Source organism: Enterobacter cloacae complex sp. IR5418, from assembly GCF_049238105.1.
GTDB lineage: Bacteria > Pseudomonadota > Gammaproteobacteria > Enterobacterales > Enterobacteriaceae > Enterobacter > Enterobacter hormaechei.
This window is the reverse complement of the sequence record NZ_JBMKHS010000018.1, coordinates 19,372-46,109: the sequence shown is the minus strand read 5'-3', so window position 1 is coordinate 46,109 and position 26,738 is coordinate 19,372. Positions and strand designations below refer to the sequence as shown.

At 57.3% G+C, this 26,738-nt stretch carries 24 protein-coding genes and 1 other RNA gene; 17 read left to right on the top strand and 8 right to left on the bottom strand.

Annotated features, from left to right (window positions below; translation table 11 throughout):
• Window positions 1-106: 106 nt before the first annotated feature.
• The 7 genes from tkt (at window position 107) to ACOTX7_RS14835 (ending at window position 8,507) form a co-directional block, all read left to right on the top strand.
• Window positions 107-2,098, top strand: a complete 1,992-nt coding sequence (gene tkt / locus ACOTX7_RS14865) for a transketolase (protein WP_041908344.1) — start codon at window positions 107-109, stop codon at window positions 2,096-2,098.
• 366 nt (window positions 2,099-2,464) lie between these two features.
• Window positions 2,465-3,484 (top strand): erythrose-4-phosphate dehydrogenase, encoded by a 1,020-nt coding sequence (epd, locus tag ACOTX7_RS14860; protein WP_006811899.1) that lies wholly within the window; start codon window positions 2,465-2,467, stop codon window positions 3,482-3,484.
• Between the two features lie 49 nt (window positions 3,485-3,533).
• A complete protein-coding gene (gene pgk / locus ACOTX7_RS14855; RefSeq protein ID WP_003860077.1) occupies window positions 3,534-4,697 on the top strand; it encodes a phosphoglycerate kinase in 1,164 nt (387 codons plus the stop codon).
• 91 nt (window positions 4,698-4,788) lie between these two features.
• Window positions 4,789-5,868: a class II fructose-bisphosphate aldolase gene (gene fbaA, locus ACOTX7_RS14850; RefSeq protein ID WP_006811898.1), complete on the top strand. Its 1,080-nt coding sequence runs from the start codon at window positions 4,789-4,791 to the stop codon at window positions 5,866-5,868.
• 188 nt (window positions 5,869-6,056) lie between these two features.
• A complete protein-coding gene (mscS, locus tag ACOTX7_RS14845; RefSeq protein ID WP_006811897.1) occupies window positions 6,057-6,911 on the top strand; it encodes a small-conductance mechanosensitive channel MscS in 855 nt (284 codons plus the stop codon).
• Between the two features lie 145 nt (window positions 6,912-7,056).
• Window positions 7,057-7,692, top strand: a complete 636-nt coding sequence (gene argO, locus ACOTX7_RS14840) for an arginine exporter ArgO (protein ID WP_221256444.1) — start codon at window positions 7,057-7,059, stop codon at window positions 7,690-7,692.
• 92 nt (window positions 7,693-7,784) lie between these two features.
• Window positions 7,785-8,507 carry an oxidative stress defense protein gene (locus tag ACOTX7_RS14835; protein ID WP_032674040.1) on the top strand — a complete coding sequence of 241 codons (723 nt, stop codon included), beginning with the start codon at window positions 7,785-7,787 and terminating at the stop codon, window positions 8,505-8,507.
• Window positions 8,508-8,551: 44 nt separating this feature from the next.
• Here the strand turns inward: ACOTX7_RS14835 and argP are convergent, their stop codons facing one another.
• A complete protein-coding gene (gene argP, locus ACOTX7_RS14830) occupies window positions 8,552-9,445 on the bottom strand; it encodes a DNA-binding transcriptional regulator ArgP (RefSeq protein ID WP_003860089.1) in 894 nt (297 codons plus the stop codon).
• Between the two features lie 127 nt (window positions 9,446-9,572).
• Between argP and rpiA the strand changes: the two genes are divergently transcribed.
• Window positions 9,573-10,232, top strand: coding sequence for a ribose-5-phosphate isomerase RpiA (rpiA, locus tag ACOTX7_RS14825; protein ID WP_047355196.1), 660 nt, complete (start codon window positions 9,573-9,575; stop codon window positions 10,230-10,232).
• 266 nt (window positions 10,233-10,498) lie between these two features.
• The gene (gene serA, locus ACOTX7_RS14820) at window positions 10,499-11,731 is read left to right on the top strand and encodes a phosphoglycerate dehydrogenase (protein ID WP_032674039.1); all 1,233 of its coding nucleotides are present in this window, start codon (window positions 10,499-10,501) and stop codon (window positions 11,729-11,731) included.
• Between the two features lie 102 nt (window positions 11,732-11,833).
• Here serA and ACOTX7_RS14815 read toward each other — a convergent pair whose 3' ends face one another.
• From ACOTX7_RS14815 to zapA, 3 genes are all read right to left on the bottom strand, one after another.
• Window positions 11,834-12,430, bottom strand: coding sequence for a 5-formyltetrahydrofolate cyclo-ligase (locus ACOTX7_RS14815; protein WP_221256443.1), 597 nt, complete (start codon window positions 12,428-12,430; stop codon window positions 11,834-11,836).
• Between the two features lie 24 nt (window positions 12,431-12,454).
• A non-coding RNA gene (gene ssrS / locus ACOTX7_RS14810) (6S RNA) lies at window positions 12,455-12,638 on the bottom strand.
• A 41-nt stretch (window positions 12,639-12,679) separates the two neighbouring features.
• Complete coding sequence (gene zapA, locus ACOTX7_RS14805) at window positions 12,680-13,009, bottom strand: cell division protein ZapA (RefSeq protein WP_006811891.1); 330 nt, start codon at window positions 13,007-13,009, stop codon at window positions 12,680-12,682.
• Window positions 13,010-13,176: 167 nt separating this feature from the next.
• Here zapA and ACOTX7_RS14800 point away from each other — a divergent pair, with 167 nt between their 5' ends.
• The 8 genes from ACOTX7_RS14800 (at window position 13,177) to ACOTX7_RS14765 (ending at window position 23,204) form a co-directional block, all read left to right on the top strand.
• Window positions 13,177-13,755: a YecA family protein gene (locus tag ACOTX7_RS14800; protein WP_072265689.1), complete on the top strand. Its 579-nt coding sequence runs from the start codon at window positions 13,177-13,179 to the stop codon at window positions 13,753-13,755.
• 31 nt (window positions 13,756-13,786) lie between these two features.
• Window positions 13,787-15,100, top strand: coding sequence for a Xaa-Pro aminopeptidase (pepP, locus tag ACOTX7_RS14795; RefSeq protein ID WP_221257284.1), 1,314 nt, complete (start codon window positions 13,787-13,789; stop codon window positions 15,098-15,100).
• On the top strand, window positions 15,097-16,275 hold the full coding sequence (gene ubiH / locus ACOTX7_RS14790) for a 2-octaprenyl-6-methoxyphenyl hydroxylase (protein ID WP_221256442.1): 1,179 nt from the start codon (window positions 15,097-15,099) through the stop codon (window positions 16,273-16,275). The genes pepP and ubiH overlap by 4 nt, the downstream gene beginning before the upstream one ends.
• A 12-nt stretch (window positions 16,276-16,287) precedes the next feature.
• Entirely contained in the window at window positions 16,288-17,490 is a 1,203-nt protein-coding gene (gene ubiI / locus ACOTX7_RS14785; RefSeq protein ID WP_205921488.1) for an FAD-dependent 2-octaprenylphenol hydroxylase, read from the top strand.
• Window positions 17,491-17,887: 397 nt separating this feature from the next.
• The gene (gcvT, locus tag ACOTX7_RS14780; RefSeq protein WP_221256441.1) at window positions 17,888-18,982 is read left to right on the top strand and encodes a glycine cleavage system aminomethyltransferase GcvT; all 1,095 of its coding nucleotides are present in this window, start codon (window positions 17,888-17,890) and stop codon (window positions 18,980-18,982) included.
• Between the two features lie 23 nt (window positions 18,983-19,005).
• Window positions 19,006-19,395 carry a glycine cleavage system protein GcvH gene (gene gcvH, locus ACOTX7_RS14775; protein ID WP_006811885.1) on the top strand — a complete coding sequence of 130 codons (390 nt, stop codon included), beginning with the start codon at window positions 19,006-19,008 and terminating at the stop codon, window positions 19,393-19,395.
• Between the two features lie 121 nt (window positions 19,396-19,516).
• The gene (gene gcvP, locus ACOTX7_RS14770) at window positions 19,517-22,390 is read left to right on the top strand and encodes an aminomethyl-transferring glycine dehydrogenase (protein WP_221256440.1); all 2,874 of its coding nucleotides are present in this window, start codon (window positions 19,517-19,519) and stop codon (window positions 22,388-22,390) included.
• A 70-nt stretch (window positions 22,391-22,460) separates the two neighbouring features.
• Entirely contained in the window at window positions 22,461-23,204 is a 744-nt protein-coding gene (locus ACOTX7_RS14765) for an SDR family oxidoreductase (protein WP_221256439.1), read from the top strand.
• Window positions 23,205-23,206: 2 nt separating this feature from the next.
• Here ACOTX7_RS14765 and ACOTX7_RS14760 read toward each other — a convergent pair whose 3' ends face one another.
• From ACOTX7_RS14760 to ACOTX7_RS14745, 4 genes are read right to left on the bottom strand one after another with little or no spacing between them, the layout of a single operon-like run.
• Window positions 23,207-23,707, bottom strand: coding sequence for a protein disulfide oxidoreductase (locus tag ACOTX7_RS14760; protein ID WP_221256438.1), 501 nt, complete (start codon window positions 23,705-23,707; stop codon window positions 23,207-23,209).
• Window positions 23,697-24,299 carry a DsbA family protein gene (locus ACOTX7_RS14755; protein ID WP_221813592.1) on the bottom strand — a complete coding sequence of 201 codons (603 nt, stop codon included), beginning with the start codon at window positions 24,297-24,299 and terminating at the stop codon, window positions 23,697-23,699. Before ACOTX7_RS14755 ends, ACOTX7_RS14760 begins: the two co-directional genes overlap by 11 nt.
• Before the next feature lies 1 nt (window position 24,300).
• Complete coding sequence (locus ACOTX7_RS14750; protein ID WP_221813593.1) at window positions 24,301-26,310, bottom strand: protein-disulfide reductase DsbD family protein; 2,010 nt, start codon at window positions 26,308-26,310, stop codon at window positions 24,301-24,303.
• Between the two features lie 48 nt (window positions 26,311-26,358).
• On the bottom strand, window positions 26,359-26,718 hold the full coding sequence (locus ACOTX7_RS14745) for a hypothetical protein (protein WP_047355205.1): 360 nt from the start codon (window positions 26,716-26,718) through the stop codon (window positions 26,359-26,361).
• Window positions 26,719-26,738: the final 20 nt, after the last annotated feature.

Below are 26,738 nucleotides of genomic sequence, written 5' to 3'. Positions count from 1 at the left end.
TACATGCCCTGCGGCTTGGGTTACATTGTTGGCACTTTTTTCCGGCGTAGCCCAAAACGCGCTGTCGTCAAGGGCATGGCCTTTAACAGTCCGATCTGGAGTTAAAATGTCCTCACGTAAAGAGCTTGCTAATGCTATTCGTGCGCTGAGCATGGATGCAGTACAGAAAGCCAAATCCGGCCACCCGGGTGCCCCTATGGGTATGGCTGACATCGCCGAAGTCCTGTGGCGTGATTTCCTTAACCACAACCCTCAGAACCCGGCATGGGCTGACCGTGACCGTTTCGTGCTGTCTAACGGCCACGGCTCTATGCTGATCTACAGCCTGCTGCACCTCACTGGCTACGATCTGCCAATCGAAGAGCTGAAAAACTTCCGTCAGCTGCACTCCAAAACTCCAGGTCACCCGGAAGTGGGCTACACCGCTGGCGTTGAAACCACCACCGGTCCGCTGGGTCAGGGCATCGCTAACGCTGTAGGTATGGCGATTGCAGAGAAGACTCTGGCGGCGCAGTTCAACCGTCCAGGCCACGACATCGTTGACCACTTCACCTACGCCTTCCTGGGCGACGGCTGCATGATGGAAGGCATTTCTCACGAAGTGTGCTCCCTGGCCGGTACCCTGAAGCTGGGCAAACTGGTTGCGTTCTATGACGACAACGGCATCTCCATCGACGGCCACGTTGAAGGCTGGTTCACTGACGACACCGCCGCACGTTTCGAAGCCTACGGCTGGCACGTTGTGCGCGGCGTTGATGGCCACGATGCTGACTCGATTAAACGTGCAGTAGAAGAAGCGCGCGCCGTGACCGACAAACCGTCCCTGCTGATGTGCAAAACCATCATCGGCTTCGGTTCTCCGAACAAAGCGGGTACTCACGACTCCCACGGCGCACCGCTGGGCGACGCGGAAATCGCACTGACCCGTGAAGCGCTTGGCTGGAAACACCCTGCCTTCGAAATCCCGTCTGAAATCTACGCGCAGTGGGATGCGAAAGAAGTGGGCCAGGCGAAAGAAGCGGCCTGGAACGAGAAATTCGCGGCATACGCGAAAGCCTTCCCTCAGGAAGCCGCTGAATTCACCCGTCGTATGAAAGGTGACATGCCGTCCGACTTCGACGCGAAAGCCAACGAGTTCATCGCGAAGTTGCAGGCGAATCCATCTAAGATCGCCAGCCGTAAAGCATCGCAGAATGCGATCGAAGCGTTTGGTCCTCTGCTTCCAGAATTCCTCGGCGGTTCCGCTGACCTGGCGCCATCTAACCTGACCCTGTGGTCTGGCTCTAAGCCAATCAACGAAGACACTGCCGGTAACTACATCCATTACGGTGTACGTGAATTCGGTATGACCGCGATTGCCAACGGTATCGCTCTGCACGGTGGTTTCCTGCCGTACACCTCTACCTTCCTGATGTTCGTGGAATATGCACGTAACGCCGTGCGTATGGCTGCGCTGATGAAACAGCGTCAGGTGATGGTCTACACCCACGACTCCATCGGTCTGGGCGAAGATGGTCCAACTCACCAGCCGGTAGAGCAGGTGGCTTCCCTGCGCGTGACCCCGAACATGAGCACATGGCGTCCATGTGACCAGGTTGAATCTGCGGTGGCGTGGAAATACGGCGTTGAGCGTCAGGACGGTCCAACCGCGCTGATCCTCTCCCGTCAGAACCTGGCACAGCAGGAGCGTACCCCAGAGCAGCTGGCAAACATCGCGCGCGGTGGTTACGTGCTGAAAGATTGCGCAGGCCAGCCGGAGCTGATCTTCATCGCGACCGGTTCTGAAGTTGAACTGGCTGTAGCAGCATGGGAAAAACTGACTGCCGAAGGCGTGAAAGCGCGCGTGGTCTCCATGCCGTCTACCGATGCGTTCGACAAGCAGGATGCCGCATACCGCGAATCTGTACTGCCTAAAGCGGTTTCCGCGCGTGTGGCAGTGGAAGCGGGTATCGCTGACTACTGGTTCAAATACGTTGGCCTGAACGGTGCTATCGTCGGTATGACCACTTTCGGTGAGTCTGCTCCGGCGGAACAGCTGTTTGAAGAGTTTGGCTTCACCGTTGAGAACGTTGTCGCTAAGGCGAAAGAACTGCTGTAATTGTTTGTCCGGTGCGGGCTGATGCCCTCACCCCGGCCCTCTCCCACAGGGAGAGGGAGTATAAAATAGGCCGGGTAAGCGCTAGCGCCACCCGGCTTTTTTGTATGCACGATTCCTCAGACATGTAACTGCTCTGTAAATTATTCCACCGAAAATGTGATGCAAGTCATATAGCTCGCTTATTCATCTGGACAGAGATTCCTTTTATTCCCCGATTCGCTTATTCTTGCTGAAGCGTTTCAGTCGATTAAATGTTCGACAATTGACCAATCAATCGCAGTTTGTGACAGCAAGGATTCCCCTTCGGGCGTCGCTGGATTACTCTTTCAGCCACCTCAAACTCAGGGATAGCTTTGCAGGAGATCTATGACCGTACGCGTAGCGATTAATGGCTTCGGTCGCATCGGGCGCAACGTGGTTCGTGCTTTATATGAATCCGGGCGTCGGGCGGAAATCACCGTGGTGGCAATCAATGAACTGGCGGATGCTGCGGGTATGGCGCATTTGTTGAAATATGACACCAGCCACGGTCGCTTTGCCTGGGACGTTCGCCAGGAAAGGGAACAGCTGTTTGTCGGTGACGATGCTATCCGCGTGCTGCATGAGAACAGTATTGAAGGGCTGCCCTGGCGCGAACTGGGTGTGGATGTGGTGCTGGACTGTACCGGCGTGTACGGTAACCGTGAACATGGCGAAGCGCATCTGAATGCTGGCGCGAAAAAAGTCTTGTTCTCCCATCCCGGCAGTCACGACCTCGACGCTACCGTCGTGTTTGGCGTCAACCAGCACGAGCTGAAAGCTGAACACCGCATTGTCTCCAACGCCTCCTGCACCACCAACTGCATTATTCCGGTCATTAAACTGTTAGACGATGCGTATGGCATTGAATCCGGCACGGTGACCACGATTCACTCCGCCATGCACGATCAGCAGGTTATCGACGCCTACCATCCGGATTTACGACGCACTCGCGCGGCGAGCCAGTCTATCATTCCGGTAGATACGAAACTGGCTGCCGGGATCACCCGTATTTTCCCGCAGTTTAACGACCGTTTCGAAGCGATTGCCGTGCGTGTGCCAACGATAAACGTCACCGCGATCGATCTTAGCGTGACGGTGAAAAAACCGGTAAAAGCCTGTGAAGTCAACCTGTTGCTGCAAAAAGCGGCACAGGGAGCATTTCATGGTATAGTTGACTATACGGAATTACCGTTGGTCTCAGTAGATTTTAACCACGACCCGCACAGCGCCATCGTGGATGGCACGCAGACGCGAGTCAGTGGTGCACACCTCATCAAGACGCTGGTCTGGTGTGATAACGAATGGGGCTTTGCTAACCGAATGCTCGACACCACGTTAGCCATGGCCGCAAAAGGTTTCAGGTAGAGCGCACCTTGCGCTTGCAAAACTTTAAGAATCAACGAGAGGATTCACCATGTCTGTAATTAAGATGACCGATCTGGATCTGGCAGGTAAACGCGTTTTCATCCGTGCCGATCTGAACGTACCGGTTAAAGATGGCAAAGTGACCAGCGACGCGCGTATTCGTGCATCTCTGCCAACCATTGAACTGGCTCTGAAGCAGGGCGCTAAAGTGATGGTCACCTCCCACCTGGGCCGTCCAACTGAAGGCGAGTACAACGAAGAGTTCTCTCTGCTGCCGGTTGTTAATTACCTGAAAGACAAACTGTCCAGCCCGGTTCGCCTGGTGAAAGATTACCTGGATGGCGTGGAAGTTGCCGAAGGTGAGCTGGTTGTTCTGGAAAACGTTCGCTTCAACAAAGGCGAAAAGAAAGACGACGAAACTCTGTCCAAAAAATACGCTGCACTGTGCGACGTATTCGTCATGGATGCATTTGGTACGGCTCACCGTGCGCAGGCCTCTACCCACGGTATCGGTAAATTCGCAGACGTCGCCTGTGCAGGTCCACTGCTGGCTGACGAACTGGAAGCACTGGGTAAAGCACTGAAAGAACCTGCTCGTCCAATGGTCGCTATCGTAGGTGGTTCTAAAGTTTCTACCAAACTGACCGTACTGGATTCTCTGTCCAAAATCGCTGACCAGCTGATCGTTGGCGGTGGTATTGCGAACACCTTCGTTGCTGCTCAAGGCCACAACGTGGGTAAATCCCTGTACGAAGCAGACCTGGTTGATGAAGCCAAACGCCTGCTGGGCACCTGTGATATCCCGGTTCCAACTGACGTTCGCGTAGCAACCGAGTTCTCCGAAACCGCTACCGCAACCCTGAAATCTGTTAACGACATCAAAGATGAAGAGCAGATCCTGGACCTGGGTGACGTTTCTGCACAGAAACTGGCTGAAATCCTGAAAAACGCAAAAACTATCCTGTGGAACGGTCCTGTCGGCGTGTTCGAATTCCCGAACTTCCGCAAAGGGACTGAAATCGTTGCTAACGCTATTGCAGACAGCGAAGCGTTCTCTATCGCAGGCGGTGGTGACACCCTGGCAGCAATCGACCTGTTCGGTATCGCTGACAAGATCTCCTACATCTCCACTGGTGGCGGCGCATTCCTCGAATTCGTGGAAGGTAAAGTCCTGCCAGCAGTAGCAATGCTCGAAGAGCGCGCTAAGAAGTAAGCCATTCAGGGGCAGGGAAACCTGCCCAATTTTCAGCGCGCTTATCAGAGCACGCACCTTTCTAACGGCCGAAGATACAGGACTAAGCAACATGTCTAAAATTTTTGATTTCGTAAAACCTGGCGTTATCACTGGTGATGACGTACAGAAAGTGTTCCAGGTAGCTAAAGAAAACAACTTCGCTCTGCCAGCAGTTAACTGCGTAGGTACCGACTCCATCAACGCCGTACTGGAAACCGCTGCAAAAGTTAAAGCACCGGTTATCGTTCAGTTCTCTAACGGCGGCGCTGCGTTCATCGCAGGTAAAGGCGTGAAAACTGACATTCCTCAGGGCGCTGCTATCCTGGGTGCTATCTCTGGTGCGCACCACGTTCATCAGATGGCTGAACACTACGGTGTTCCGGTTATCCTGCACACTGACCACTGCGCGAAGAAACTGCTGCCGTGGATCGACGGTCTGCTGGACGCAGGTGAAAAACACTTTGCAGCAACCGGTAAGCCACTGTTCTCTTCTCACATGATCGACCTGTCCGAAGAGTCTCTGGAAGAAAACATCGAGATCTGTTCTAAGTACCTGGCGCGTATGTCCAAAATGGGCATGACCCTGGAAATCGAACTGGGTTGCACCGGTGGTGAAGAAGACGGTGTGGACAACAGCCACATGGACGCTTCTGCTCTGTACACTCAGCCAGAAGACGTTGATTACGCTTACACCGAGCTGAGCAAAATCAGCCCACGTTTCACCATCGCAGCGTCCTTCGGTAACGTGCACGGCGTGTACAAGCCAGGTAACGTGGTTCTGACCCCGACCATCCTGCGTGATTCTCAGGAATACGTGTCTAAGAAACACAACCTGCCGCACAACAGCCTGAACTTCGTCTTCCACGGCGGTTCTGGTTCTTCTGCTCAGGAAATCAAAGATTCCGTAAGCTACGGCGTAGTGAAAATGAACATCGATACCGACACCCAATGGGCAACCTGGGACGGTATCCTGCAATACTACAAAACCAACGAAGCTTACCTGCAAGGTCAGCTGGGCAACCCGAAAGGCGAAGACCAGCCGAACAAGAAATACTACGATCCACGCGTATGGCTGCGCGCTGCACAGACGTCCATGGTGACTCGTCTGGAGCAGGCATTCAAAGAACTGAACGCGATCGACGTTCTGTAATTTGCGCTGCTGACAGCACATCAGAAGGCCCGCAGATGCGGGCCTTTTTTTATGCTTTTTCAATATCCTGCAATACCTGATTTTGTGATCTGTTTGGCATTACCCGCTCTTTTTGTTTACCCTTTACTGACCTGCCTGTCCCCTTAAGGGATAGATTTTGTGTTTTGGTTTAGCAAAAGGAAGAACAAATGGAACAACTTGATGTTGTAGACAGCATCAATCACGCGGGTAACTGGCTGGTGCGCAACCAGGCGCTACTGCTGAGCTACGCCGTGAATATTGTTGCCGCTATTGCCATCATCATTGTCGGGATGATCGTGGCGCGTATCGTATCCAACGCGGTCAACCGGGTGATGGTCGCACGACACATTGACGCCACGGTCGCCGATTTCCTCTCCGCACTGGTGCGTTACGGCATCATCGCCTTTACGCTGATTGCGGCGCTGGGGCGCGTAGGCGTGCAGACGGCATCCGTTATCGCTGTGCTCGGTGCTGCCGGTCTGGCCATTGGTCTTGCATTGCAGGGGTCGCTTTCGAACCTGGCGGCGGGCGTTCTGCTGGTCACCTTCCGTCCGTTCCGTTCCGGTGAATATGTGGATTTAGGCGGGATCGCCGGTACCGTGTTGCAGGTACAGATTTTCTCCACGACACTGCGTACCGTCGATGGTCGTATTGTGGTGGTGCCGAACGGGAAAATCATTGCGGGTAATATCATTAACTTCTCCCGCGAGCCGGTGCGTCGTAACGAGCTGATCGTCAGCGTGGCGTACGATTCCGATATCGACCAGGTGAAGTCGCTGATCGCCAACATCATCGCTTCTGACGACCGCATTCTGAAGGACCGCGAGCAGACCATTCGTCTGAACGAACTGGGCGCGTCATCCATTAATTTTGTGGTGCGCATCTGGAGCAAAAGCAGCGATCTGCAAAACGTGTACTGGGATGTGCTGGAGCGCATTAAGCGCGACTTCGACGCCAACGGCATTAGCTTCCCGTACCCGCAGATGGACGTAAACGTCAAAAAAGTCAAAGAAGCCGAGTAACGTCACCCGTAGGCCCGGTAAGCGCTAGCGCCACCGGGCTTTTTTTGTATTAGCCATATTAATCGCCAATTAATATTATCAATTTCCTCTAATGTCATTCCCGCAGTATAGTCTGCCTCCAGGACAACTCTGCGAGAATTACGTTATGCTATCTTATTATTTTCAAGGGCTTGCGTTAGGTGCGGCCATGATCCTCCCCCTCGGTCCACAAAATGCGTTCGTGATGAACCAGGGTATTCGCCGTCAGTACCATCTGATGATTGCCCTGCTGTGCGCGGTGAGCGATCTGCTGCTGATTTGCGCCGGGATTTTTGGCGGTAGCGCCCTGTTGATGCAGTCCCCGTGGCTACTGGCACTGGTGACCTGGGGCGGCGTGGCGTTTCTGTTATGGTACGGATTCGGCGCTCTGAAAACCGCCATGAGCGGCAATCTTGAGCTGGCCAGCGCCGAAGTGATGAAGCAGGGGCGCTGGAAGATTATCGTCACCATGCTCGCCGTCACGTGGCTTAACCCGCATGTTTATCTTGATACGTTCGTGGTGCTCGGCAGCCTGGGTGGACAGCTGGACGTTGAGCCGAAACGCTGGTTTGCGCTTGGTACGGTCAGCGCCTCCTTCCTCTGGTTCTTCGGCCTTGCGATCCTGGCGGCGTGGCTGGCGCCGCGACTACGTACCGCCAAAGCGCAGCGCATCATCAATACCCTGGTGGGGCTGGTGATGTGGTTTATTGCCTTCCAGCTGGCGAAAGAGGGGATCCATCACGTACAGGGATTGTTCAACTAAGCGTTGTCTTATGGACATCTGAACAAGACCCGCTAAGCTTGCTGGCATGAGCCCTGTTAACAGGGCACTCTTCGCAACATGGAGGAATGACAGTGAAGTTTAAGGTGATGGCCCTGGCGGCATTAGTAAGTTTAGGTGCGGTGTCGGTGCAGGCGAATGAACTGCCAAACGGCCCGCACATTGTCACTTCAGGTACGGCAAGCGTGGATGCGGTACCGGATGTTGCAACCCTGGCAATTGAAGTGAACGTGGCGGCGAAAGATGCTGCTTCCGCCAAGAAACAGGCAGACGATCGTGTTGCGCAATACCTCTCTTTCCTGGAACAGAACGGTGTCGCGAAAAAAGACATCAGCTCTGCGAACCTGCGTACCCAACCGGATTACGACTACCAGAACGGCAAAAGCATCCTGAAAGGCTATCGCGCCGTGCGTACTGTTGAAGTGACTTTACGCCAGCTTGATAAGCTCAACTCATTGCTGGATGGTGCGCTGAAGGCAGGGCTGAACGAAATCCGTTCCGTCTCGCTGGGCGTTGCGCAACCGGAGAAATATAAAGACGAAGCGCGTAAAGCGGCGATTGATGATGCCATTCATCAGGCGCAGCAGCTGGCATCCGGCTTCAAGAGCAAGCTCGGTCCGGTTTACAGCGTGCGTTACCACGTTTCAAACTACCAGCCAAGCCCGATGGTGCGGATGATGAAAGCGGACGCCGCACCGGTTTCTGCTCAGGAAACCTACGAGCAGCCAACCATTCAGTTCGACGATCAGGTGGATGTGGTGTTCCAGCTGGAGCCGACTGAAAAGCCAGCGCAGTAAACCCGTAGGCCGGGTAAGGCGTAGCCGCCACCCGGCTTTTCTTTTTAATCCTGCCTCAAAACCTTATGCCCAAATGCCAGCAGCGCGTCAGTGACGTTGCGCATCATACGGCTTTCCGGCGCAAAACGGTGCCAGTACAGCATCCGGCGCTGATACAGCCCCGGGGTTAAATCAATCAGCTCACCGCTTTTCAACTCTTTCTCAATCTGCAAATGCGGGATCATGCAGCAGGTGGTTCCCTGACGTGCAAGCTGCACAAAGGCTTCGGACGAGTTAACGATATGACACGGTACGCTGCCCGGCGGCAGATCGAAGTTTTGTTGCAGGAAGGCCTGATGCATATCGTCCAGATGATCGAATGCGACGGCAGGCGCTTTCAGCAGCGCGGCGCGGGTCACACCGTTCGGGAAGTAGCGCTCGGCAAAAGCTTTTGAACCGACAAACAGGTAATCCAGCGCGCCCAGTTGATCCACCAGACAGCTTGGCAGCGCCTGAGGCTGAATACTGACGGCACCAACCACTTCGCCGCGGCGCAGGCGTTCCTGGGTGCGGGTTTCATCTTCAACCTGGAGATTCAGGCGGATAGGGGAGTCGGCCAGCACCGGCGCAAGGGCTGGCAGCAGCCAGGTCGCCAGACTGTCGGCGTTCACCGCCAGCGACAGCAGCAGCGGCGTGGAGCCGGTCTGTTCATCACCCAGCCATTCATCTTCCAGCAGCTCAACCTGGCGCAGCAGGGCGAGGAGCTTTTGTCCTTGCTCCGTTGGACGCGGCGGCACGGTACGCACCAGCAGCGGCTGCCCGAACATGTTTTCAAGCTGTTTGATACGCTGTGATACGGCGGACTGGGTGATGCACAGCTTTTGCGCCGCGCGCTCAAAACCGCGTTCACGAATAACTGCATCAAGTGCCTGTAGTGTTCTGTAGTCCGGACGTTTCATTGCTCTGGCTGACTCCTTAATTTTGCTTAATCTGCACTATGACACAATTTTCCCTTCGTGGCAGACGAAATCCATTCGACGTGTTCTATAATGCGCCCTGAGTTTTCACACCACAGGCAAAACGATCATGACGCAGGATGAACTGAAAAAAGCAGTAGGATGGGCCGCTCTCCAGTACGTACAGCCAGGTACCATTGTCGGTGTTGGTACGGGGTCGACGGCGGCGCACTTTATCGATGCGCTGGGCACGATGAAGGGGCAGATCGAGGGCGCGGTTTCCAGCTCCGATGCTTCCACGGAAAAGCTGAAAAGCCTTGGCATTACCGTTTTCGACCTTAACGAAGTGGACCGTCTGGGCATTTACGTTGATGGTGCGGATGAAATCAACGGCCACATGCAGATGATCAAAGGCGGCGGCGCGGCGCTGACCCGCGAAAAAATTATCGCTTCCGTCGCGGACAAGTTCATCTGCATCGCGGACGCCTCCAAGCAGGTTGATATTCTGGGTAATTTCCCGCTGCCGGTCGAAGTGATCCCGATGGCGCGCAGCGCGGTGGCTCGACAGCTGGTTAAGCTGGGTGGCCGTCCGGAATACCGTCAGGGTGTGGTGACCGATAATGGCAACGTGATCCTCGACGTTCACGGCCTTGAGATCCTCGATGCAGTCGCGCTGGAAAATGCGATCAATGGTATTCCAGGCGTCGTCACCGTAGGGTTATTTGCCAACCGTGGCGCGGACGTGGCGCTGATCGGTACGGCTGACGGTGTGAAAACCATCGTAAAATGATCTGACGGGGGGAGCGCTCCCCCCGCTAAAAAAATTTTGAAAAGCTAAATTCGGTGACTTGTGTCACGTTTTTCCGCCTCTTTTGCCGATCCTGCCACGTTCGTAAATTTCCGCAGCATTTTCCTCTGCCATTTTGCCTTGTATGACTTTTCTTCAGAGTACCGACGCAAACGTTCATATTGCTGCAATAGTTTTTTTTGATATGTTGGCTGCACGGGATTTATATCCAGCACAACATCAGTTCAGATAAAAACAGGGTCGGGGAAATGGCAAAGGTATCACTGGAGAAAGACAAAATTAAATTCCTGCTGGTCGAGGGCGTGCATCAAAAAGCAATCGATAGCCTTCGTGCAGCAGGTTACACCAACATCGAATTTCACAAAGGCGCGCTGGACACTGAAGAGCTGAAAGCGTCCATCCGTGATGCCCATTTCATTGGCCTGCGATCCCGTACCCAACTGACTGAAGACGTTATTGCTGCGGCAGAAAAGCTGGTGGCGATCGGCTGTTTCTGCATCGGCACCAACCAGGTTGATCTGAATGCCGCCGCAAAACGCGGTATCCCGGTCTTTAACGCCCCGTTCTCTAACACCCGTTCCGTGGCGGAGCTGGTGATTGGCGAGCTGCTGCTGCTGCTGCGCGGCATTCCGGAAGCTAACGCCAAAGCGCACCGTGGCGTGTGGAATAAGCTGGCCGCGGGCTCCTACGAAGCGCGTGGTAAAAAACTGGGTATCATCGGCTACGGCCACATCGGTACGCAGCTTGGTATTCTGGCGGAATCCCTCGGTATGCACGTGTTTTTCTACGATATCGAAAGCAAGCTGCCGCTAGGTAACGCGACGCAGGTGCAGCATCTTTCTGACCTGCTGAACATGAGCGACGTGGTCAGCCTGCACGTGCCGGAAAACGCGTCCACTAAAAACATGATGGGGGCGGAAGAGCTGGCGCTGATGAAGCCAGGTTCACTGCTGATCAACGCCGCGCGTGGTACGGTGGTCGATATTCCTGCGCTGTGCGATGCGCTGAAGCGTAAACATCTGGCGGGGGCGGCCATCGACGTGTTCCCGACGGAGCCAGCTACCAACAGCGATCCGTTCACCTCTCCGCTGTGCGAGTTTGACAACGTGATCCTGACGCCGCACATCGGCGGTTCTACGCAGGAAGCGCAGGAGAATATCGGCCTGGAAGTGGCGGGTAAGCTGAGCAAATACTCCGACAACGGTTCTACGCTCTCTGCGGTGAACTTCCCGGAAGTCTCTCTGCCGCTGCACGGTGGCCGCCGTCTGCTGCATATCCACGAGAACCGTCCGGGCGTGCTGACTGCCATCAACCAGATCTTTGCCGAGCAGAGCGTTAACATCGCCGCGCAGTATCTGCAAACCAACTCGCAGATGGGTTATGTGGTCATTGATATTGAAGCGGATGAAGACATTGCCGAGAAAGCATTGCAGAGCATGAAGGCCATTCCAGGGACGATTCGCGCGCGCCTGTTGTACTGATGGTGCGGTTTGTTGTGTCGGGTGGTGCTTGCGCTTACCCGATCTACAATGTTCGAGGATTTATGTAGGCCGGGTAAGGCGTAGCCGCCACCCGGCTTTGTTCTACCAGGTCCAGGTTTTACTGGGCGTCACCACCGCTGGCAGCGGCACATCCCACTTCTCCACGGGTAATGCCTCCACGCCCTGGCAATCATGCGCATAGCCCACCGGCTGCAACCCGTACTGCTGCCAGTTTTGCAGCGTTCTGTCATAGAAACCCCCGCCCATGCCTAATCGCTGACCCTGCTCATCAAACGCCACCAGCGGCGTAATCAGCACATCCAGCTCAGAAAGCGGCAGCACGTCACGCACGTCGAGTTTCGGCTCGGTGATTTTCAGACGATTCACCACCAGTTCGCTGTGCGGATGGTAGTGCAGAAACAGCAGATTGCCTGGGCTAAATGGATGCAGCACTGGCAGATAAACCTTTTTCCCCGCGCGCCAGAGCTGGTCGATAAGGGGTTGGGTATCCAGTTCGCCATCAAACGACAGAAACAGTGCGACGGTGTTGGCCATCACTACAGGCGGATAGGCCATCATGCGGGCGGCGGCCTGCTGCGCAAAGTGGGCTTGTTGTTCGGCACTTAAGGCGCGACGACGCTGGCGAATGAGCTGACGAATATCCTGGCGTGAGGCAGAAACTTCAGGGAATGGAGTCATGGTTGTGGGTAGAAGAAGAAAGAGGGAATCTCCGAGATGCCGCTGCAGGCTGTAACCCTTGAACCCTTGGTTCAAGGTGAATGTGTCGTCATAGTTTTAAGGCTTCTCGGACGAACCGAGCATGCTCACCAACCATGGAGCGCCACATTCTTGTGGTATGAAATATCGGCTCAGGGGACTGGCCCGCTTGCGAACATCTCAGAGAAATTTTGTCTTCACAGTTACTCTACCATAGTCAACTGCGAAGTGTTATTCAAACTTTGGTCCCGGTCTTTCGGGATTGCGACCTTGATCAAGCAATGCCTGTTCTATGGTCTGCTGGAGCATTTTAATGCGCTGCTCCATGCTAGCCGCGTAGTCGCGGGTCTTCGCTTTTTCCTGAGTCAGTTCATAACTGATGTTCAACGCGGCGATGAAAACCAGCTGCTCAGTATTTGTGACTCTAGTGCGTTCTTTTAGATCTTGCAACCGCTGATTCAAATCGTCCGCAGCCTGATTCAAGGCATCCCTTTGTTCAGGCGGACAATTCACTCGCAGTGAACGGCCAAAAATCTGGAGATCGACGGGTTGTGCAGACATGCCACCTTCCTGCTGATTGACTGCGCTGCCTTCGCTTACTGCCCCGGGGGCTGCGAAGGGGCGACACTATAGCTACCCTGATGTGAAGATACAAGCCCTTTTCTGGTATCACCAGGGTCCAAAGTGGTAGCATATCATGAATATCCTCCCTTTGATGACGAATGCGTATGTCTATACAGAACGAAATGCCTGGTTACAAGGATTTAAACCAGTTACTGAACCAGCAGGGAGTCGGTTTAACCCCTGCCGAAATGCACGGTCTGATCAGCGGCATACTGTGCGGCGGAAACAGCGACAGCTCATGGCAGCCGCTGATCCACGACCTCACCAACGAAGGGCTGGCGTTTGGCCACGAACTGGCGGAAGCGCTGCGTAAAATGCACGCCGCAACCAGCGACTCGCTGGAAGACGATGGCTTTCTTTTTCAGCTTTATCTGCCTGAAGGCGACGATGTCAGCGTCTTCGATCGCGCCGATGCGCTCGCGGGTTGGGTAAACCACTATCTGCTTGGCCTGGGCGTAACCCAGCCTAAACTGGATAAAGTGACCGGCGAAGCGGGTGAAGCGATCGACGATCTGCGTAACATCGCTCAGCTCGGCTACGACGAAGACGAAGATCAGGAAGAGCTGGAGATGTCTCTCGAAGAGATCATCGAGTACGTGCGCGTGGCGGCGCTGCTGTGCCACGACAACTTTACGCGCTCGCAGCCGACCGCGCCGGAAGTTCGCAAGCCAACATTACATTAAGAAAAATAACGCACAGGAGGGTGTCATGGTTATCTCCAGTCAAGAGTATTCTCGCCGCCGTCAGGCTCTGTTGGCAAAAATGCAGCCGGGAAGCGCTGCCCTGATTTTTGCCGCGCCGGAAGTAACGCGCAGCGCCGACAGCGAATATCCCTATCGCCAGAACAGCGATTTCTGGTACTTCACCGGGTTTAACGAGCCGGAAGCGGTACTGGTGCTGATTAAAAGCAATGACACCCACAACCACAGCGTGATTTTCAACCGCGTGCGCGATCTGACGGCTGAAATCTGGTTTGGTCGCCGCTTAGGGCAAGAGGCCGCACCGGAAAAGCTGGGCGTGGACCGCGCGCTGGCCTTTAGCGAAATTAACCAGCAGCTTTATCAACTGCTGAACGGTCTGGACGTGCTCTACCACGCGCAGGGCGAATACGCATATGCGGATGAGATTGTTTTCACCGCGCTGGATAAGCTGCGTAAAGGTTCGCGCCAGAATCTGTCTGCGCCCGCAACGCTTACGGACTGGCGTCCGGTGGTGCATGAGATGCGCCTGTTCAAGTCTGAAGAAGAACTCAACGTGCTGCGCCGCGCGGGCGAAATCAGCGCCCTGGCGCATACCCGCGCAATGGAAAAGTGCCGTCCCGGCATGTTCGAGTATCAGCTTGAAGGGGAAATCCATCACGAATTTAACCGTCACGGCGCGCGCTTCCCGTCCTACAACACGATTGTTGGTGGCGGGGAAAACGGCTGCATCCTGCACTACACCGAAAACGAATGTGAACTGCGCGATGGCGATCTTGTGCTGATTGACGCTGGCTGTGAGTATCAGGGTTACGCGGGTGACATCACCCGTACCTTCCCGGTGAACGGCAAGTTCACGCCTGCTCAGCGAGAAATCTATGACATCGTGCTTGCGTCTCTGGAGACCGCGCTGACGCTGTTCCGCCCGGGCACCTCCATTCAGGAGGTTACGGGCGAGGTGGTGCGCATCATGATTACCGGGCTGGTGAAGCTCGGCATTCTGAAAGGCGATGTGGACACGCTGATTGCTGAAAACGCCCATCGTCCGTACTTTATGCACGGCCTGAGCCACTGGCTGGGGCTGGATGTGCATGACGTGGGCGTATACGGCCCGGAACGCTCGCGCGTGCTGGAGCCGGGCATGGTGCTGACCGTCGAGCCGGGGCTGTACATCGCGCCGGATGCCGACGTGCCGGAGCAGTACCGCGGGATCGGCATTCGTATCGAAGATGACATCGTCATCACCGAAACCGGTAACGAAAATCTGACCGCGACCGTGGTGAAAAAAGCTGACGACATCGAGGCGCTGATGGCGGCGGCACGCGTATGAGCGTGATCATCGTTGGCGGAGGCATGACCGGCGCTACTCTGGCGCTGGCTATTTCGCAGTTAACCCAGGGCCAGCTTCCGGTGCATCTGGTTGAGGCGATCGCGCCACTGTCGACCGATCATCCCGGTTTCGACGCCCGCGCCATCGCGCTGGCGCAGGGAACCTGTCAGCAGCTTGCGCGCATTGGGATCTGGCAGGCGATAGCGGATTGCGCGACGGCGATCGACACCGTTCACGTCAGCGATCGCGGGCACGCCGGGTTTGTGACGCTGGATGCCCACGACTACCGGATTGAGGCGCTGGGGCAGGTTGTTGAGCTGCATGACGTGGGGCTGCGGCTGTTCCGTCTGTTGCAGGACGCGCCTGGCGTCACGCTGCACTGTCCGGCGCGCGTCGCCAGCTTTAGCCGCCGTGATGAGGCCGTCAGCGTGACGCTGGATAACGGCACCACGCTGGAGGGGCAACTGCTGGTGGCGGCGGATGGATCACGCTCCGCGATCGCCACGCAGTGCGGCGTCGAATGGCGTTCTGAATCCTATGGGCAGGTGGCGGTCATCGCTAACGTTTCCACGGCTGGCGCGCATAACGGCAGGGCATTTGAACGCTTCACGGAGCACGGCCCGCTGGCCATGCTGCCGATGTCGAACGGGCGCTGCTCGCTGGTGTGGTGCCATGCGCAGGATCGGGCTGATGAGGTTCTCTCCTGGTCCGACGAACGTTTTTGCTCCGGGCTGCAAAAGGCCTTCGGCTGGCGGCTTGGGCGTATCACCCACGCCGGAAAACGCGTGGCCTATCCGCTCTCACTGACCACCGCATCGCAGACAGTCTCCCACCGCGTCGCCCTGGTCGGCAATGCCGCGCAGACGCTGCATCCCATCGCCGGACAAGGTTTCAACCTTGGCCTGCGCGACGTGATGAGCCTGGCTGAGCTACTGGCGCAGACGTGGCGCGAGCAGCAGGATTGTGGTGCATACTCAGTGCTGAGTCATTACCAGAAACGACGCCAGTCGGACAAAGCGGCGACCATTGGCGTCACCGATGGTTTAGTCCACCTGTTTGCCAATCGCTGGGCACCGCTGGTTGCGGGTCGCAACCTTGGGCTGATGGCGATGGAACTGTTCATTCCGGCACGTGACGTGCTGGCGCAGCGGACCCTGGGTTGGGTCGCGCGTTAAGGAGTTATCACCGTGCAAAATGTTGATGTCGCCATTGTAGGCGGCGGAATGGTAGGACTGGCGCTGGCCTGTGGTTTACAGGGCAGTGGCCTGCGCGTGGCCGTGCTTGAGCAAAACGCGCCGCAGCCTGTGGCGCAGGATGCACCGCCAGCGCTGCGCGTCTCGGCGATCAACGCGGCCAGCGAAAAGTTACTGACGCACCTCGGCGTCTGGTCTGAGATCGTGGCGCAGCGTGCCAGTTGCTATCACGGGATGGAAGTGTGGGACAAAGACAGCTTTGGTCACATCGCGTTTGACGATGAAAGCATGGGCTACAGCCACCTCGGACATATCATCGAGAACGCGGTGATCCACCACGCCCTGTGGCGTAAAGCGCAGCAGGGCAGCGACATCACGCTGATTGCCCCCGCGAAGCTTCAGCAGGTGGCGTGGGGCGAAAACGACGCGTTTATCACCCTTGAAAGCGGCGACATGCTGACCGCGCGTCTGGTGGTGGGCGCCGACGGCGCCAATTCCTGGCTGCGTAACAAAGCCGATATTCCGCTGACCTTCTGGGATTACCGCCATCACGCGTTGGTGGCCACAATCCGCACCGAAGAGCCGCACGGCGGCGTGGCGCGCCAGATTTTCCATAATGACGGCATTCTGGCCTTCCTGCCGCTTGCCGATCCGCATCTTTGCTCCATCGTCTGGTCCTTAGAGCCGGAGAAAGCGCAGCAGATGCAGGAGGCGACACCGGATGCCTTCAGTCAGGCACTATGCGTGGCGTTTGATAACCGTCTGGGACTGTGCTCGCTTGAAAGCGAACGCCAGACGTTTCCGTTAACCGGTCGCTACGCGCGTCAGTTTGCGGCGCACCGTCTGGCGCTGGTGGGCGATGCGGCGCATACCATTCATCCGCTGGCCGGGCAGGGGGTGAACCTCGGCTTTATGGACGCGGCGGAGCTGGTTGAAGAGCTGCGTCGTCTGCATCGGGAAGGCAAAGACATTGGACAGCATCTGTATCTGCGTCGTTACGAGCGCAGCCGCAAACACAGCGCGGCGATGATGCTGGCGAGTATGCAGGGCTTCCGCGAGCTGTTTGCTGGAGCAAATCCGGCGAAAAAACTGCTGCGCGATATCGGCCTCAAGCTGGCCGATACCCTTCCCGGCGTAAAACCGCAGCTTCTCCGTCAGGCAATGGGCCTCAACGATCTTCCCGACTGGTTACGCTAATCTCGATCCCCGTCACACTTTATTTTCCCGGCCTCCGCGCCGGGGAAATTTCCTCGTTTGAAATAATCTAATTTCACGTCATTTTTCGCATTAGAAAATCTAATCTTACTGTTTTTATGTTACGGAAATTCGGCCCGTTTTTCCGCACGAAATGTCACCATCTGCTAAATCCTGTTAGATCATTGTTAATTTTATGCGGGTCTAATCGCATTTTCCCAGTGAATAATTCTGTAGGCTTTTCAGCGTTTTTTAGTCATAAGCTAATGTGATGACCCGTTTTACCTTATGGTTAACCGCCGGTTTCGGTGGTAAGTTCAGGTAAAAGAGAACGTTTGCGTCGGCCCCCGATCGCGAGGCCGACACCGGGTTTCACGGTGAATTTTTCAACGAGGAAAAGATGGCTCAACAGACTCCTTTGTACGAACAGCACGTGTTATGCGGCGCCCGCATGGTGGACTTCCACGGCTGGATGATGCCGCTGCACTACGGCTCGCAGATTGATGAGCACCACGCGGTGCGCACCGATGCCGGTATGTTCGACGTGTCTCACATGACGATTGTCGACCTGCGTGGAAGCCGCACCCGGGAGTTTTTGCGTTATCTGCTGGCAAATGACGTCGCTAAACTGAAGACGCCGGGCAAAGCGCTCTACACCGGCATGCTCAATGCCTCGGGTGGCGTAATTGACGACCTTATCGTCTACTACTTCACCGAAGATTTCTTCCGCCTCGTTGTAAACTCCGCCACCCGCGAAAAAGACTTCTCCTGGATTTCCCAACACGCTGAACCTTACGCCATCGACATTACCGTCCGTGACGATCTGTCGCTGATTGCGGTGCAGGGGCCAAACGCCCAGGCGAAAGCCGCCTCTCTGTTCAGCGACGAGCAGCGCAAAGCCACCGAAGGCATGAAGCCGTTCTTCGGCGTGCAGGCGGGCGATCTGTTTATTGCCACCACCGGCTACACCGGTGAAGCGGGCTATGAAATTGCCATGCCGAATGAGAAAGCGGCCGATTTCTGGCGTGCGCTGGTGGAAGCGGGCGTGAAGCCTGCGGGCCTGGGCGCGCGCGATACGCTGCGCCTGGAAGCGGGTATGAACCTTTACGGTCAGGAGATGGACGAAGGTGTCTCTCCGCTGGCCGCCAACATGGGCTGGACCATCGCGTGGGAACCGGCTGACCGTGACTTCATTGGTCGTGAAGCGCTGGAGATGCAGCGTGAGAAGGGCACTGAACAGCTGGTTGGTCTGGTGATGAAAGAAAAAGGCGTTCTGCGCGGCGAGCTGCCGGTGCGCTTCACCGATGCCGATGGCAATCATCGCGAAGGCGTGATCACCAGCGGAACGTTCTCCCCGACGCTCGGCTACAGTATTGCCCTGGCACGCGTGCCAGCGGGCATTGGCGAAACGGCGGTGGTGCAGATCCGCAACCGCGAAATGCCGGTCAACGTGACCAAACCGATTTTTGTTCGCGCCGGTAAGCCGGTCGCCTAACTATTTTTATCAGGAGAACTTCAATGAGCAATGTGCCAGCAGAACTGAAATACAGCAAAGAACACGAGTGGCTGCGCAAAGAGGCGGACGGCACTTACACCGTTGGGATCACCGAGCACGCGCAGGAGCTGCTGGGCGACATGGTGTTTGTTGATCTGCCGGAAGTGGGCGCAACCGTAAGCGCAGGCGACGACTGTGCGGTGGCGGAATCCGTGAAAGCGGCTTCTGACATCTACGCCCCGGTGAGCGGTGAAATTGTTGCCGTGAACGACGCGCTGAGCGACTCCCCGGAGCTGGTGAACAGCGAGCCGTATGAAGGTGGCTGGATCTTCAAGATCAAAGCCAGCGACGAAGCGCAGGTTGCCGCGCTGCTGGATGCGACCGCGTACGAAGCACTACTGGAAGACGAATAAGCCATTACCCTCTCCCCTTTGGGGAGAGGGTAGTCAACGTAGGCCCGGTAAGCGTTAGCGCCACCGGGCAACAGCGTTACAGATAACTACGATTCACTGCACGTTTCAGGAACCATCGCTCATGACACAGACTTTAAGCCAGCTTGAAAACCGTGGCGCCTTCATTGAACGTCACATTGGGCCGGATGCTCAGCAACAGCAGGAGATGCTAAAGACAGTTGGCGCGGATTCATTAAAGGCACTGATCGGCCAGATCGTGCCAAAAGACATCCAGCTTGCCACGCCGCCGCAGGTAGGCGATTCCACCACGGAGTTCGCCGCGCTGGCGGAGCTGAAGGCTATCGCGGGCCTGAACAAGCGCTATAAGTCTTACATTGGCATGGGCTACACCAACGTGCAGTTACCCCCGGTGATCCTGCGCAACATGCTGGAAAACCCGGGCTGGTACACCGCTTACACCCCGTATCAGCCAGAAGTCTCCCAGGGCCGTCTGGAAGCGTTGCTGAACTTCCAGCAGGTGACGCTGGATCTGACCGGTATGGACATTGCTTCCGCCTCACTGCTGGATGAAGCCACCGCCGCCGCCGAAGCGATGGCAATGGCGAAGCGCGTGAGCAAGCTGAAAAACGCCAACCGCTTCTTCGTTGCGGCGGACGTGCATCCGCAGACGCTGGACGTGGTGCGCACCCGCGCGGAAACCTTCGGCTTTGAGGTGATTGTCGACGACGCTGATAAGGTGCTGGATCACCAGGACGTTTTCGGCGTGCTGTTACAGCAGGTGGGTACCACCGGTGAAGTGCACGACTACAGCGCGCTGATTGCCGAGCTGAAATCCCGCAAAGTGATCGTCAGCGTCGCCGCCGATTTTATGGCGCTGGTGCTGCTGACGGCGCCGGGCAAGCAGGGCGCGGACATTGTCTTCGGCTCAGCCCAGCGTTTCGGCGTGCCGATGGGCTACGGCGGCCCGCACGCGGCGTTCTTTGGCGCGAAAGATGAATTTAAACGTTCCATGCCAGGCCGTATTATCGGCGTATCGAAAGATGCCGCCGGTAACACCGCGCTGCGCATGGCGATGCAGACCCGCGAGCAGCATATCCGCCGCGAGAAAGCGAACTCCAATATCTGTACCTCGCAGGTCCTGCTGGCTAACATTGCCAGCCTGTACGCGGTATTCCACGGTCCGGCTGGCCTGAAGCGCATTGCCAGCCGCATTCACCGCCTGGCCGATATTCTGGCCTGCGGCCTCCAGCAGAAGGGCCTCAAGCTGCGTCATGAGTACTACTTCGATACCCTGTGCGTGGAAGTGGCAGACAAAGCGGCCGTGCTGGCGCGCGCCGAGGCAGCGCAAATCAACCTGCGCAGCGACATCCACAATGCGGTCGGCATTACGCTGGACGAAAGCACCACCCGTGACGATATCCTGACCCTGTTCAGCGTATTGCTGGGTGACGCCCACGGTCTGGACGTGGATACGCTCGACAAAGAGGTTGCGCTCGACAGCCGCTCCATTCAGGAAAGCATGCTGCGCGACGACGCGATCCTGACGCATCCGGTGTTTAACCGCTACCACAGCGAAACCGAGATGATGCGCTATATGCACTCTCTGGAGCGCAAAGATCTGGCGCTGAACCAGGCGATGATCCCGCTGGGCTCCTGCACCATGAAGCTGAACGCCGCAGCTGAGATGATCCCAATTACCTGGCCTGAATTCTCCGAGCTGCACCCGTTCTGCCCGGCTGAGCAGGCGGAAGGCTATCACATGATGATCAACCAGCTTTCCGACTGGCTGGTGAAGCTGACCGGGTACGACGCGCTCTGCATGCAGCCGAACTCCGGTGCGCAGGGTGAATACGCCGGTCTGCTGGCGATCCGTCACTATCACGAAAGCCGCAACGAAGGCCACCGTGATATCTGTCTGATCCCAAGCTCTGCCCACGGTACTAACCCGGCCTCTGCCCAGATGGCGGGGATGGAAGTGGTGGTCGTGGCCTGCGATAAAAACGGCAATATCGACCTGGCCGACCTGCGCGCTAAAGCCGAGCAGGCGGGCGACAAACTCTCCTGCATCATGGTGACCTACCCGTCCACCCACGGCGTGTACGAAGAAACTATCCGTGAAGTGTGTGAGGTGGTGCATCAGTTCGGCGGTCAGGTTTACCTCGACGGCGCGAACATGAACGCTCAGGTGGGTATTACCTCTCCGGGCTTTATCGGCGCGGACGTGTCGCACCTGAACCTGCACAAAACGTTCTGCATTCCGCACGGCGGTGGCGGCCCGGGTATGGGGCCAATCGGTGTTAAAGCACACCTGGCGCCGTTTGTGCCGGGCCACAGCGTGGTGCAGATTGAAGGCATGCTGACCCGTCAGGGCGCGGTCTCTGCGGCACCGTTCGGTAGCGCCTCTATCCTGCCAATCAGCTGGATGTACATCCGCATGATGGGCGCGGAAGGGCTGAAGCAGGCCAGCCAGGTGGCGATCCTCAACGCTAACTACATCGCAACGCGTCTGAAGGATGCCTATCCGGTGCTCTACACTGGCCGCGACGGTCGCGTGGCGCACGAATGCATCCTCGATATTCGTCCTCTGAAAGAAGAGACAGGCATCAGCGAGCTGGATATTGCCAAGCGCCTGATCGACTACGGTTTCCATGCGCCAACCATGTCCTTCCCGGTTGCGGGTACGCTGATGGTTGAGCCGACCGAGTCTGAAAGCAAGGTGGAGCTGGACCGCTTCATCGACGCGATGCTGGCGATCCGCAGCGAAATCGACCGCGTAAAAGGCGGGGAGTGGACGCTGGAAGATAACCCGCTGGTTAACGCGCCGCATACCCAGAACGAACTGGTGGCAGAGTGGAACCACGGTTACACCCGCGAGCTGGCTGTCTTCCCGGCAGGTATGGCAAACAAATACTGGCCAACCGTGAAACGTCTTGATGATGTTTACGGCGACCGTAACCTGTTCTGCTCCTGCGTGCCGATGAGCGAATACCAGTAACGGTGATCCTGTAGTAACGTAGGCCGGGTAAGGCGAAGCCGCTACCCGGCTTTTTTATTGGGAGAAAAGAATGGCAATTGCATTGGTCACCGGCGCCAGCCGGGGTATTGGTAAAGCCACCGCGCTACAGCTGGCAAGCGAAGGCTACACCGTTGCGGTAAATTATCATCACAACATCAAGGCTGCGACGGATGTGATTAATCACATCGTTGAAGCAGGGGGAAAAGCCTTTGCCGTGCGCGCGGATATCAGCGATGAGGCACAGGTGATGGCGATGTTCGACAGCATCGATCGCGAAGGTGAACCGCTCACCGCGCTGGTAAATAACGCCGGGATTTTGTTTGAACAATCCACGATCGAAAACCTCTCCGCTGAACGTATCAACCGCGTGCTGACTACCAACGTCACCGGCTATTTTCTCTGCTGCCGTGAGGCGGTTAAGCGCATGTCGCATAAACACGGCGGCAAAGGGGGCGCGATTGTGAATGTCTCCTCGGCGGCATCACGGCTGGGCGCGCCGGGGGAATATGTGGATTATGCTGCCTCCAAAGGGGCGGTGGATTCCCTGACCACCGGCCTCGCGCTGGAGGTGGCGGCGCAGGGCATTCGCGTTAACTGCGTGCGGCCAGGCCTGATTTATACCGATATTCACGCCTCCGGCGGTGAACCGGGGCGTGTGGATCGGGTGAAGTCGATGTTACCGATGCAGCGTGGCGGTCAGCCGGAGGAGGTCGCCCAGGCCATAACCTGGCTGCTGAGCGACAAAGCCTCCTATGTTACCGGGAGCTTCCTGGAGCTGGCTGGCGGGAAGTAACGCTACGACGCCAGCCACAGCCGCAGGCGCATTCCCCAGCGGCTGGTCCAGCCGGTGGTGATCGACTTCACTTCACCGTGAGAGATCACCACCAGCGTTGGCGTCACCTGAACGTCCCATTGACGCGCCAGTTCTCCGCTGGCGTCGTTGACCGTGGGCATCGTCACCTTCTTCTTCCTGAGCCACTTTTCGAGCATCGCGTTATCGCCCGAGCGCAGCGCAACCGACATCACGTTACCCCCGTCCGCGGCAAGCGCCGCCACCGATGGCGTGGTGTAGCGGCAGACGCCACACCATGTCGCCCAGAGGTAAACCAGCAGCGGACGCTCCTCGCTCATGGCAGCAAGATCGACGGTCTCGCCGTCGAGGGTGTGCAGACGCGTCGCGGAGAAATTCTGCGGCAGCGCGGGCTGGCGGTAATAGTCCACCGCCAGGCTCACGGCTACGCCAATCAGCAGCCACACGGCCAGCTCGCGCAGCAGGCGCGGCAGCTTACTTGCCATGGGCGTTTGCCAGCTGTTCTTTGACCAGCCCCTCCAGGTCGTCATACGGGATTGCGCCCGCCACCATCTGGTCACCGATAATGGTCGCCGGGGTGCCCTGAATATTCAGTACCTGCGCCAGGATCAGGTTCATCTTTAAGCTGTCCATGGTCTTATCATCCGTTTTAATGTCGTCCGTTCCGGTTTTCACCTGCGCGGCGGCAATGCTGGCGTCATCGTGATAGCCCTTTTTCATCATCAGCCGCTGATGCAGCGCCCAGAATTTATCCGGCGCCTGCTGCCACGTTGAGAGCGCCACTTTAGCGGTATTCACCGAACTTTGCCCCTTGAACGGCAGCAGTTTGACGATGAGCTGCACGTCGGGATTTTCCTGCACGATTTTCTCCAGCATCGGGTCAAACTGCTTGCAGTAAGGGCAGTTGTAGTCCGTGAAGGAGACGATGGTGAGCTTCGGCGATGTCGCGCCGGTTCGCGGGCTGGCCGGATCGTTGAACAGCAGTGCGGCCAGCTGGTCATCGGCATTGCCCTCTGTCGACGCAGCAAAACTGAAGGTCGTTAAAGAGAGCAGCAGTAAGGCGATAATCGTACGCATGTTATTTTCCTTTCGCATCGGACAGGGTGCTCAGCACCGCTTCGCGGCTTAACAACGCAGGCAGCACGTGGCCCTGCGGTAATCCCGGTCCGTAGATCTGATTAAACGGCACGGCGGCGCTGCCGCGCGTGGTTAAAAACTGGCTGATGGTATCGGAGGGGCGGCTCCAGTCGCCGCGCAGGGCGACCACGTCCGGGGCGGAGAGCGCATCCTGCACGTCGTCACGCAGCAGCACGTTGTATTTATTGGCTTTACAGGTCACGCACCAGTCGGCGGTTACGTCGACGAACACTCGTTTGTTCTCCGCCAGCGCGCGGGTAATGGCCTGCTCGCTGAGCGGCTGCCAGTGAATACGATCGCGGCGGGAACTCTCGCCACCGGAGCCGGAAACAAACGCGACCGCCCCGGCTACCACGACAGCGAATGCTCCGGCGCGCAGGGCCGTTTGCCAGCGGTAGCGCCAGGCGGTGGCCAGCAGCAGCGCGAGGATCAGCAGTACGCCCAGCGTGATAACGGGCAGGCTGCCAACGTGCACCGTCAGCAGGCTGAGCAGCCACAGCGAGGAGCCAAGCATCATCAGCCCCAGCACCAGGCGCACAACGTTCATCCAGCGTCCCGGTCGCGGCAGCTTTCGGGCCAGCCCCGGCCAGGCCGCCACCAGCAGCCACGGCAGGCTCATGCCGATACCCATCGCCAGGAAGATCCCCCACAGCAGGGGAAGCGGCGCCGCCAGCGCGACCGAGACCGCCGTCCCCAGGAATGGCGCGGTGCAGGGCGTCGCCAGCAGCGTGGCAAACGCGCCTTGCCAGAAATGACCCGCAAGCCCGTTCCCCCCACGCGTGGCGAGGAAGGTGCTGGCGCCGGAAGGGAGGCGGATTTCAAATAACCCCAGCAGGCTGGCGCTGAAGAGCACCATCACCAGCGTCATCGCGCCAATAAACCACGGATTCTGGAACTGGATCCCCCAGCCAAGCGCCTGATTGCCTAAACGTAATACCGTCATCATCAGCGCCAGCGCGAGGAACGAGATGACGATCCCGGCGACCGACGCAAGAAACTGTCGACGTACCTGACCGCGCCCCTGTAGCCCGGTTTGCATCAGCGTGCCCAGCTTCATGGCCAGCACGGGCAGTACGCAGGGCATGACGTTAAGGATCAGGCCGCCAGCCAGCGCCATCAGCAGCACCCAGCCTAACGAGAACGCGGGGGCGTCGCTGCCCGGCTGGATATCCACGCGGGACTCCTGCGCCTGGCCGCTATCGGCCAGAACCAGCGACAGGGTTTTTCCGCTGAGGTTGGGGGCGGCTTCGCCCCAGCTGTCCGTCACGGGCACGGTGGCGACCAGTGAATCACCGCGTACGTCGAGGGTCGGCTTGCCGAAATCAACGTCGTCCATGCCGTCGATAAACAGCGACGGCGCCTGCCAGCCTGCGTCACGCTGTGCCGTCACGGTCAGCTTGCCGGGGGCATAGGTGGCGTTAAGCGTTGAGGTCAACCCGCCACTGAGCGGAAGGGTGCCCATGGCCCGGCTGAAATCGTAATCAAAACCAGCTTCTGCGGATGCGGTCAGGTTCAGCGAAAACGGGTAGTCCGTGAGAATACAGACGTTGCTACAGGTGGAGAGCGTCAGCACGCCGCTCAGGATCTTCGGAACGTCGCCCCGCAGGGTGATGGGAAAGCTGACATCGCCGTGATAGCCCTGCGTGGTGATGCCCGCGACGTCGAAACGCTGCGGCACAGGCCAGCGCCAGTTTGCCTCGACGGGCTGATGCCATTTAATCGCGGGTGCGACGCCGCCTTCGCCCGGCGAGCGCCAGTAGGTTTTCCAGCCTTTTTGCAGGGCGACGTCCAGCAGCAGGCGAGTTTCGCCGCTGCTCTCGGGTTGTGCACGCAGCCTGACGCTGGCGTGTTGATTATCGGCGGCGCGCAGCCAGCCGCTGTCGGCAGCCTGGCTGAGGGGCAGCCATAGCCAAAGCAGGCAGACCAGCAGTCGCCTGAATACAGTAAACATAAATTTTCTCCGTAAATGATGAATTAACCTGAAGTGACAGGCGAAGGCTCATTCACGGAAGACGCATAATCGCAGATGTACCCGTAACCGGGGCGGGGAGATAACGCGAGGAGGCCACTGACGTTCACGCCGCGGCGGACTGGCTGCCAGCAACGCCAGCAGCAGGGTGACGGCAATCAGGGCGCCTTCAAACAAAACAGGCGGGACCGACATCAGCGACTTGGCGCTTAGCTCACACGGGGTTACCGGGGCGTCGGCACTCTCCTGACCCTGCTGGACAGACTGGCTTGCGGCGGTGACGTTCATGACAAGCGCGTGCATCCCGGCCATCCGCTGGGCGGTGCATATCAGCACCACCAGGCAGGCCAGGGCTACAAGCAGGATAGCGTTGCGTTGTCGCTTGATCATGTTCGCCTCAAATATTCAGG